This is a genomic window from Dolichospermum circinale AWQC131C, assembly GCF_000426905.1.
Classification (GTDB): Bacteria; Cyanobacteriota; Cyanobacteriia; order Cyanobacteriales; family Nostocaceae; genus Dolichospermum; species Dolichospermum circinale.
The window spans coordinates 33864-42318 of sequence record NZ_KE384611.1; the positions used below are offsets into that span (position 1 = coordinate 33864).

Consider the following 8455-nt stretch of genomic DNA (forward strand, 5'->3'; position numbering starts at 1 on the left):
ATCAGTGGTCAGTGGTTATTGATTCATAGCAAAGAACAACTGACAAAGAACAACTGACAAAGAACAACTGACAAAGAACAACTGACTATTCCTGATCATCAATTTCCGGGTCAAAAGATTCTGTTTGATTTGGTGGATCAATATCTGCTGCATCGTCATCAGTCGTATTTGCGCCCGTACTTTTGGGTAAACCATCAGCACCAACGGTAACTAAATCAATTTGTTGGCGGTAATAATCAACGCTCTTGACTTGCACCATACAGCTATCGCCTAATCGGTAGGAAGCGCGATTTTTCCGCCCAAATAAAGCCTGTTGTCTAGCGCGATATTCATACCAATCGTCTTTCAGGGAACTGACGTGAACCAGTCCTTCTACCCGTAAGGTATTAGCTAAGTTGTCTTCTGTGGGCGGTTCTATTGGTACTTCAATTTCTACAAAAAATCCGTAGGATTGAACACCAGTAATTACCCCTGTAAATATTTCACCGATACGTTGTTTCATTAATGAGGCTTTTTGTAGTCCGGCTAAATCGGCTTCAGCTTCTTGAACTTCTTTTTCCCGGTCGTTAATCTGTACTAGCACTCTGGTTAAGTCACTTTGAAGTTCTTGTTGTAGTTCTGGAGGGAGAACATTCCAATTAATTTCTTCGTGACAATTAGAATGGCGCAGGTTAATCCGTTCTTTAACGCGGGTATTCCGACGATCGCGCCCATGTTCTAGTAGATTATGATACACTCGTTGCAGGAGAATATCTGGATAACGACGTAAGGGGGAAGTAACGTGAACATATTGGGACAAAGCCAGTCCGAAATGAGAACTTTTAGTAGTGCTGTAGACAGAGGGTTTGAGCGTATCTTGTAATAAATAGGTGAGAACTTGTTCCGAAGGAGAATCAGCAAAAGCGGCGGTTAAGTGTTGATAATCTAGGGGTTGGATTTCCAATTCTGGATCTAGTCCTAATTCCACACCTAAATTAACGGCTAGTTTGAGCATTTCCTGTACATCTTCAGGGTCAGGTGTGCCTTGAACTCGCCAAAGACAAGGGACTCCCAGAGCGCTCAAGTGATCGGCCATCAGTTGATTAATTAATATTACCAACTCTGTTATTAGCGATCGGTCGGGTAAGTCATTAACTACAACAGATCCCAATGCCCCTTCATCATAGTAGGGGTTATGACTGGGTGGGAGATTCAACTGTAAGCTACCACGATTTAGGCGTGCCTGTTTAATAGCAGCGGCTAAGGTTTGCAAATCTTGTAATTGCTCTTGTACTTGGGCAGATACTTTAGTAACTTCACCTGAGAGAATGTCATGTGATTCTACTTGATTAATCTCGTAGTCTACGTTGATCACACTTTCGTGGATTTCCCATTCTACCACTGCTCCCGATTGGGGATTAATGGTAATTATGAGAGTCATACTCAGGCGATCGCTACCAGGGACTAAAGAACACCGTTCCGTTACTACTGGTGGCAACATTGGTAGTAACAATTCTCCCAAATACACCGACTTACCGCGCTTGAGTGCTTCCCTGTCTAGGGATTCATCTGGTTGGATATAGTGAGAAACATCCGTAATGTGAAATAGTAATCGCCAATCATCGGGGCTGGTTTTTTCCACACTAAAGGCATTTTCAAACACAGACTCATCACCATTGACAGTTTTGATAGTGAAAGTCAAAACATCACGTAAATCTAGACGATTTTTCAGGTCTGCCTTCAGGAGTCTCTTGGGTAACTTGGATGCTGCGTCAAGGACATAATCAGGGAAAGTGCGGGATAAATCATGTTTACAAGTTACCAAATCTATATCGGCTGCGGCTTCAGCATCACTACCCAGAATTTGCACCACTCTGCCCAAGGGGGGATATTGTGCTAGGGGATAGCGAAGGATTTCCACATGAGCTAAGTGATCAATTGCTGCTTCCAACTTCATGCTATTGAGTTGTAATTTCAGTTCAAACAGCAATCTGTCATCTAGAGGAACAGCCCGAAAACCGCCATCTACTTGCTTAATTCTTGCCAGTAAAGTGTGATTAGATCGTTCCATAATCAACTTCACCTCACCCTCTGGCGATCGCCGACGACTACCTTCCTTGAGGACTCTCACTAATACACGGTCCCCATTCCAGGCATTACTCAAATGACTTTCGCGGATGTAAATATCCTCCGAGCCTTCGCTGTCTTGAATTGCAAAGCAAAAGCCTTTGCTGGAACAGCGTAGTTTTGCTTCAATTAAGCCTTCTTGGGTAATGCGGCGGTATTTCCCCCGTTCCTTAACCAAAAGCCCAATTTTTTCCAGGACATCCAAAGTAATTTGTAGTTTTTCTAGACTTTCTTCATCCTCACAACCTAGTTTTTTTTCTAGAACTTTACGAGCCACCAATTTATCATCTGTGAAATTGGCAAGAAGTGTAGCGATTGAAAATTCCATGCAGTGAACCGACCTTTGGTCAAAACATCATTTTTTAGAGAATAGGGAACAGAGAACAGGGAATAGCATGATTGCTTCTTGCCTCTTCTTGGGTAACTTCATGGCAGTCTGCCTTGATGACAGGAATTACCTCTACTTCGCGCGTAGTGTTTTCTAGAGAAAATAAGGCTGCCGATAGCGCAGCATGGCCTTCACCATAGTTGCGGTTACGGTAGGAGAAATCTCCCCCTTGTGACTTCTCACAGCACAACAATTTCCGAGTTTGCTTACGTGACCCCTAGTTTGATCTAAACAATACCCATCATCCACTCCTGATACTCAATGATTAACCACTCGGTGACATAGATTATGGGTTAGTGAGAGACGGCTAAGAACAACTCAAGGTTAGCACCCAAAAACTATACACAGCTTTAACCACAGGTGTTGAGTTCTTGAGAATGAAGGTAATTTCACGCCATCAGGATCTGATAGCATAGCCTGGCTTTAGCCATATCTTCACCCTAAGAAACTGCCGAAAACCCCCAATTTTTCCTTTATGTAGAATCGGTAACAATCAGGTAAGCAGTAAAACACCAGGAGCGAGGGCAAACCCGATCTTTATTATTGTAGATTTCGGGCGCACTTGGTGAGAAAATACTTCTAGATATCTAATTGGGTATTTAGTATAGCATTTAAGGGTAGAGGAAAATTTATCTAGTCAGTTGACAGTTATGAGTTTTCAATTGTCTATTGTGCATTTTTCCATAAGTAGCAAGGTGTGTTATTTTTGAAAATTCAGATAAAAATGATTGAAACTATGATGTTGGCGCAATTCCATAACTTGTACCCCAACGGCAGTATAATATCAGAGCTACTAGAGATTTTTCAAGGGAAATATATCGTCCGTGTTAGTATACAAATCCAAGGTATCACCCGTGCGACAGCGATCGCCGGGGCAGAAACAGTAGAAGCAGCCGAAGATCACGCCATAAATCGAGCTTTAACGGTGTTGGGGATCAAAAATGTACCAACAGAATTGACAAAATCTCTCTCATCATCGGTTACTCCACCACAAATAAAATCTAACTTAGATGAATCAAAACCTGTTCCTGCGGTCAGTAACACACAGATATATACACCCCCCTCACTAGAAGATAAAATTGATCCTAAAGTTGCAAAACCGGGAATATCTTCGGGATTTTCGAGTTCAGAACCAGAGTATCAACCCTTACCAGAAGTCCCTTCTCGTTCTCCTAGTAATGTCACACCTTTTACTCCTCGCAGTTATACCCCTGAGGAGGACAGTGGTGTAGAGTCAACGGTCTCTAAAAAGAAGAGACAAAAAGAACCAATCAATTTATCTGATGTCATTGCCCAAACAGATGTAGAAATCGAGCGGTTAGGCTGGACACCAGAACAAGGAAAAGATTATCTGCTCAAAACCTACGGTAAACGAGGGCGTTCTCTACTCAGTGAAGAAGAATTAAGGAGTTTTCTCACTTACCTCAAATCCCAACCAGATCCCATTGCGGGATTTTAGTTGGTTGTCAGTGGTCAGTGGTCACTGGTGAGTTGACCAATGACCACTAACTAATAACTAATAACTAAACCAGAGCCACAGGACGACTACCGGCAGCGTGACGGTCAATTACTTGGTCAATTAAGCCATATTCCCTGGCTTCATGGGGAGACATAAAGAAATCACGTTCCGTATCTTCACAAATCCGCTCATAAGGTTGACCAGTATGTTCAGCGAGATACTGATTGAGCCGTTGCTTGTGATACAAAATTTCTCTAGCTTGAATAGCGATGTCGGTGGCTTGTCCTTGAGCGCCACCGAGAGGTTGGTGAATCATAATCCGTGAATGAGGTAAACTCATGCGCTTACCCTTTGTACCGGCACTGAGGAGAAAAGCTCCCATACTGGCTGCTAATCCAGTACAAATTGTACAGACATCGGGGCGGATATGCTTCATAGTGTCAAAAATGCCCATTCCCGCTGTCACCGAACCACCAGGAGAATTAATGTACATATATATGTCCTTCTCCGCGTCCTCGGAATCTAAAAACAGGAGTTGAGCAACAATCAAGTTAGCCAGATTGCTATCCACCTGTTCTCCTAAAAAAATAATCCGCTCACGCAACAGCCGTGAATAGATATCAAAGGCGCGTTCGCCTCTACCCGATTGTTCAATAACGATAGGAATCATTTAGCGTGTTTTTAGCTATTTTCCATTTATTCTATCGGTGACAAGGGGTGATTGTGTGGAAGTTGTGAAGAGGATGCTTGAAAACTATTTTTAGTGACACCTGTGCAAGTCCTAGAAAAAATAGTTAGCAAATATTAACAAGTTTCTGAGCATGACAAGGTATTGAAAAGGAACATCAGTATTTTTACGGTTTTTGATAATTGGGTATTATTACTGTTTTTAAGCATTAGGTAATTAGAGTAAAATAATCAGTAAAGAGCATAAACTTAAATATATATAAATTTTTATTTTTTTATATTTTCAGGACACTTTTTCAGAAAAACAAACGTCTAAAATGATTAAGTAAATTTCAAAGTAGAGTTAGATGACATTCTTGTTAGATATTCTCGAATGATATTCACCTAATCCGATCAATCGCAAATACAAGGTGTATTAATAATAACATTTCCGCTAGAAATACCATTGCCATATCCATATAAATAAAGAGAGGTACTATGCTAGAAAAACTTATGCAAGCAGCCTTTATTACATTTTTGTTGCAAATGATAGCAGTATTAAGTAATACTACTCAACTTCCGCAGTCCAAAGTCATGTCAGATATTTCTCAAAAGCCAGTACCTATAATTAGTTCAACTTTTCAGGGTTCGGACTAGAACCTACGTAATAAGTAACAGGTAATGGGTAATGGGTAATAGGTAATAATTTTACCTTTTTCAAGGCTACTTTTGAGGTTAATTAATTTTTTTTGTGTAATTTGTGTGTAATTTGCATGAACCTCAAATTTAGCCATATTTTAGTTTTAATTCTGCTCTGGAGTGCTAGTGATGATTTTACTTTTGACATTCTGATTATTTCCGCTTGTAATACTGCGGAAATATAGACCACCAATAGTGACTAGGAATAGTAAATATCCCACAAATTGAACAATATAAATTTTGTCTCGATAACCGAATAAAGATTTAAGAATAATACCGGGAAAATATTGATCAGAGAGGATTTTTTCGGTATTCCAAACAATTGGACCCAAGATACAGGAGTGAATTTTGGTAAAGTGTTCGTAATAGAAACAAAGATTTTCTGAAGAACGACTACTCAAAGCTAAATTAGCTATAGCTTCATCAAAATGATGCAACCCAGAAACCACTAAACCAGAAACAATTAATATTAATAAAACGCCCATAATTTGGAAGAATTGACGAATATTAATTTTCACACCCCATTTAAATAATAAGACACCAATAGCTGCGGCGGCGGCTAAACCTGTAAACGCGCCTAAAGTTGGTAATAAACCTTGTTGAAAATTAGCTGCAACAAATAAAACAGTTTCAAATCCTTCGCGGACAATGGCGACTAAAATTAAACTAAAAACTCCCCAAGCTGCATTTGAATTTTTACCTAATGCGTCGTTTACTGCTCCCTCAACTTGGGCTTTCATAAATCGGGCTTGTTTTGTCATCCAAATCAGCATCCAACTGAGCATAATTATTGCTAATATGCTAAATACACCTTCTAATGTTGGCTCAACTACAGAGGTATATTCAGGATTAATAGCTGCTAAAAATTTAATTATTCCGGTAAATAAAATACCGATTAAACCACTAAGAATAATACCCACAACCACACCAGCATACACCCAAAAATTGAGTTGAGATTGTTTGGCTTTTTTCAATAATGCGAGGACAATACCCACAACTAGAGCGGCTTCTACACCTTCTCGGAGGGTAATTACAAAAGTAGGTAAGGCGGTACTAAAATCCATTTTATTAGTTAGTTGTTATTTGTTATTTGTTATTTGTCAGTGGTCAGTGGTCAGTTGTTAGTTGTTATTTGTCAGTTGTCATTTGTCATTTGTAGATTTTGCTACTCCTGACTTTTGACTCCTGACTCCTGCGGTATTAGCTGAAATCCCGTAACATTTTTTTAAGTTCGAGATTGTGCATTTCTTCTTGTCCGATCATACCACGGGTAAATTCTTCTAGATAAATACTAGCATTAGTGACTGTTTCTAGAAGACTTTTGTACATATCCAAAGCTTTCTTTTCATGGGATAAACTTTCTTGTAAGATGTCTTTAACGTTATGTTTGAAAGTTTCTTCTATGGGAGCAATTCTTAATGTAGGATGTCCTTCTAAACCTGTGAGAATTTCTCCTACTTGTTGAGCGTGAAGTAAAGATTCTGCGGCTTGGGCTTTGAAAAATGCCACAATAGGAATACGATTAGGTCCTGTCACCATTAAGGAATAATGGGTGTAGCGAACTACTCCTGCTAGTTCAAATTCCATAATGGAATTGAGGATATCAATGGTTTTTTGGTGGTTAAGTTCTTGCATTAGTTGTTAAGTTGAGCAAAATTACATGAGCAGAGTTTTTCGATACTAATTATGAGTGATAAATTATACTTTTTGCCAGGAATTACGCAAAATATCTCTGAAAACCTCATTTCTCCGCGTCCTCTGTGCCTGGAGTGGTTCGTTATTCCGTGATTTGTGCGTAAGTCCTATCCAAAATGAAAATATTCTCACTCTTAGCTATCAATTATTTTCTCTCTTATTTATGATTTTAAACTGTTTATTCTGGACTTCTAATATAGTGTGAAAAACTAACTCATGGTTTGACTGTGGGTTTTTTCTCGCACTTTTCGGGTATTTTCCTCGATGGTTTTTACTAGTTTGGTAACATCTTCTGGAGTTTTGACTGCTTGCGCTGGGGGAATAGCAGCAGGCCAAACTTTGACTAATTCTCCAAAAGCTGTATCTATGGCTTTGTGTGCTTCGGGATTTTCTTGAATCATTTGGCTAGAAATACTTTTATATAGTTCTTGAGAATAGACTACAAAGCCACGAGAATCTTGATATTCAATGGGGGCAGTAATTTTACCTTTTGCTACCGCTGCACCATATTCTGAGTTAGCGGCATCTAGTAAACTGTTGATTACTGGTAGAATAAATTCGGGTTGGCTGCGTTGTTCGGTTGGTAAAACAGCGATCGCATTATCAACAGCTTGCACAGCAGTGGTAAAATTAGTTTTTATTTTAGCATCCTTGGGATTAGATTTCACTAAATCTGTTAAACTGACTAAGTTGCTTTTAAATTCTTTAACTTTACGTTCATCTAATTGTTCTTCAATATCAATATAAATCTCTTCTACTGGATGTCCAATATGGGGTTGAGCTTGTTTGGGTTGATTTTGATCTAACAGTTCTTGGGCTACTAAAAGATGTCCTTTCATTAATCCCAATTTTGTCATATAGTCAATATCTTTGGCTTCACCTGTTAACACTACTTCCTCCACTGTCACCATATCTTTGATTTGGTCAAACTGTGGTTGAGTAATTACTTTTTTACTGACTAAGTCTTCGGAACTAGCGTAGGGACGGTTAGCCTGAATTTTATTTGATAAAGCTGGGATTCCTAATGTCGCCTCTAATTTATCTAATTGCGATAAAATTGCATTATTGATATTAATTTTAGCTTTACCACTATGACCCCTATGGATGCTAGTTTCTGTCACTTGGGCTACAGTTGGTGTTGATTTAATATCTGATTTTACCGTCTTGTCGGTACAAGAACTCAAGGAAATTAAGGCACAAGTAGCAATAGACAAGAATAAATAACGGAATTTAATCATTTTTACTCCAAAATAGGGTTTAAGTCAAAGTTTTGGCTATTTTTATCATATCCAGTCAAAAACTGATAAGTATTTGCAATAGCTGTCTATGGTAATTTACCATAAATAAAAGTTTTTATCAACTATTTTTTTCAGAGATTGAGTATAATAGGACTTACGCAAGATTCATGGAATAACGAACCACAGAGGCACAGAGGTCACGGA

7 protein-coding genes are annotated in these 8455 nt (G+C 39.1%); 2 read left to right on the plus strand and 5 right to left on the minus strand.

The window, feature by feature from the left end; translation table 11 throughout:
• Positions 1 to 85: 85 nt before the first annotated feature.
• Positions 86 to 2434, minus strand: coding sequence for a ribonuclease R family protein (locus ACIR131C_RS0110860; protein ID WP_028090212.1), 2349 nt, complete (start codon positions 2432 to 2434; stop codon positions 86 to 88).
• A 799-nt stretch (positions 2435 to 3233) separates the two neighbouring features.
• Here ACIR131C_RS0110860 and ACIR131C_RS0110865 point away from each other — a divergent pair.
• Positions 3234 to 3953, plus strand: a complete 720-nt coding sequence (locus ACIR131C_RS0110865; RefSeq protein ID WP_028090213.1) for a hypothetical protein — start codon at positions 3234 to 3236, stop codon at positions 3951 to 3953.
• Between the two features lie 64 nt (positions 3954 to 4017).
• Here ACIR131C_RS0110865 and clpP read toward each other — a convergent pair whose 3' ends face one another.
• Positions 4018 to 4623, minus strand: a complete 606-nt coding sequence (clpP, locus tag ACIR131C_RS0110870) for an ATP-dependent Clp endopeptidase proteolytic subunit ClpP (RefSeq protein WP_028090214.1) — start codon at positions 4621 to 4623, stop codon at positions 4018 to 4020.
• A gap of 494 nt (positions 4624 to 5117) precedes the next feature.
• Here clpP and ACIR131C_RS26045 point away from each other — a divergent pair, with 494 nt between their 5' ends.
• Complete coding sequence (locus ACIR131C_RS26045; RefSeq protein WP_196803197.1) at positions 5118 to 5276, plus strand: hypothetical protein; 159 nt, start codon at positions 5118 to 5120, stop codon at positions 5274 to 5276.
• Positions 5277 to 5422: 146 nt separating this feature from the next.
• Here the strand turns inward: ACIR131C_RS26045 and ACIR131C_RS0110885 are convergent, their stop codons facing one another.
• The 3 genes from ACIR131C_RS0110885 to ACIR131C_RS0110895 form a co-directional block, all read right to left on the minus strand.
• The gene (locus tag ACIR131C_RS0110885) at positions 5423 to 6382 is read right to left on the minus strand and encodes an FTR1 family iron permease (RefSeq protein ID WP_028090215.1); all 960 of its coding nucleotides are present in this window, start codon (positions 6380 to 6382) and stop codon (positions 5423 to 5425) included.
• A gap of 136 nt (positions 6383 to 6518) precedes the next feature.
• Positions 6519 to 6953 carry a ferritin-like domain-containing protein gene (locus ACIR131C_RS0110890; RefSeq protein ID WP_028090216.1) on the minus strand — a complete coding sequence of 145 codons (435 nt, stop codon included), beginning with the start codon at positions 6951 to 6953 and terminating at the stop codon, positions 6519 to 6521.
• 269 nt (positions 6954 to 7222) lie between these two features.
• Positions 7223 to 8251: a ComEA family DNA-binding protein gene (locus tag ACIR131C_RS0110895; RefSeq protein ID WP_028090217.1), complete on the minus strand. Its 1029-nt coding sequence runs from the start codon at positions 8249 to 8251 to the stop codon at positions 7223 to 7225.
• Positions 8252 to 8455 lie beyond the last annotated feature (204 nt).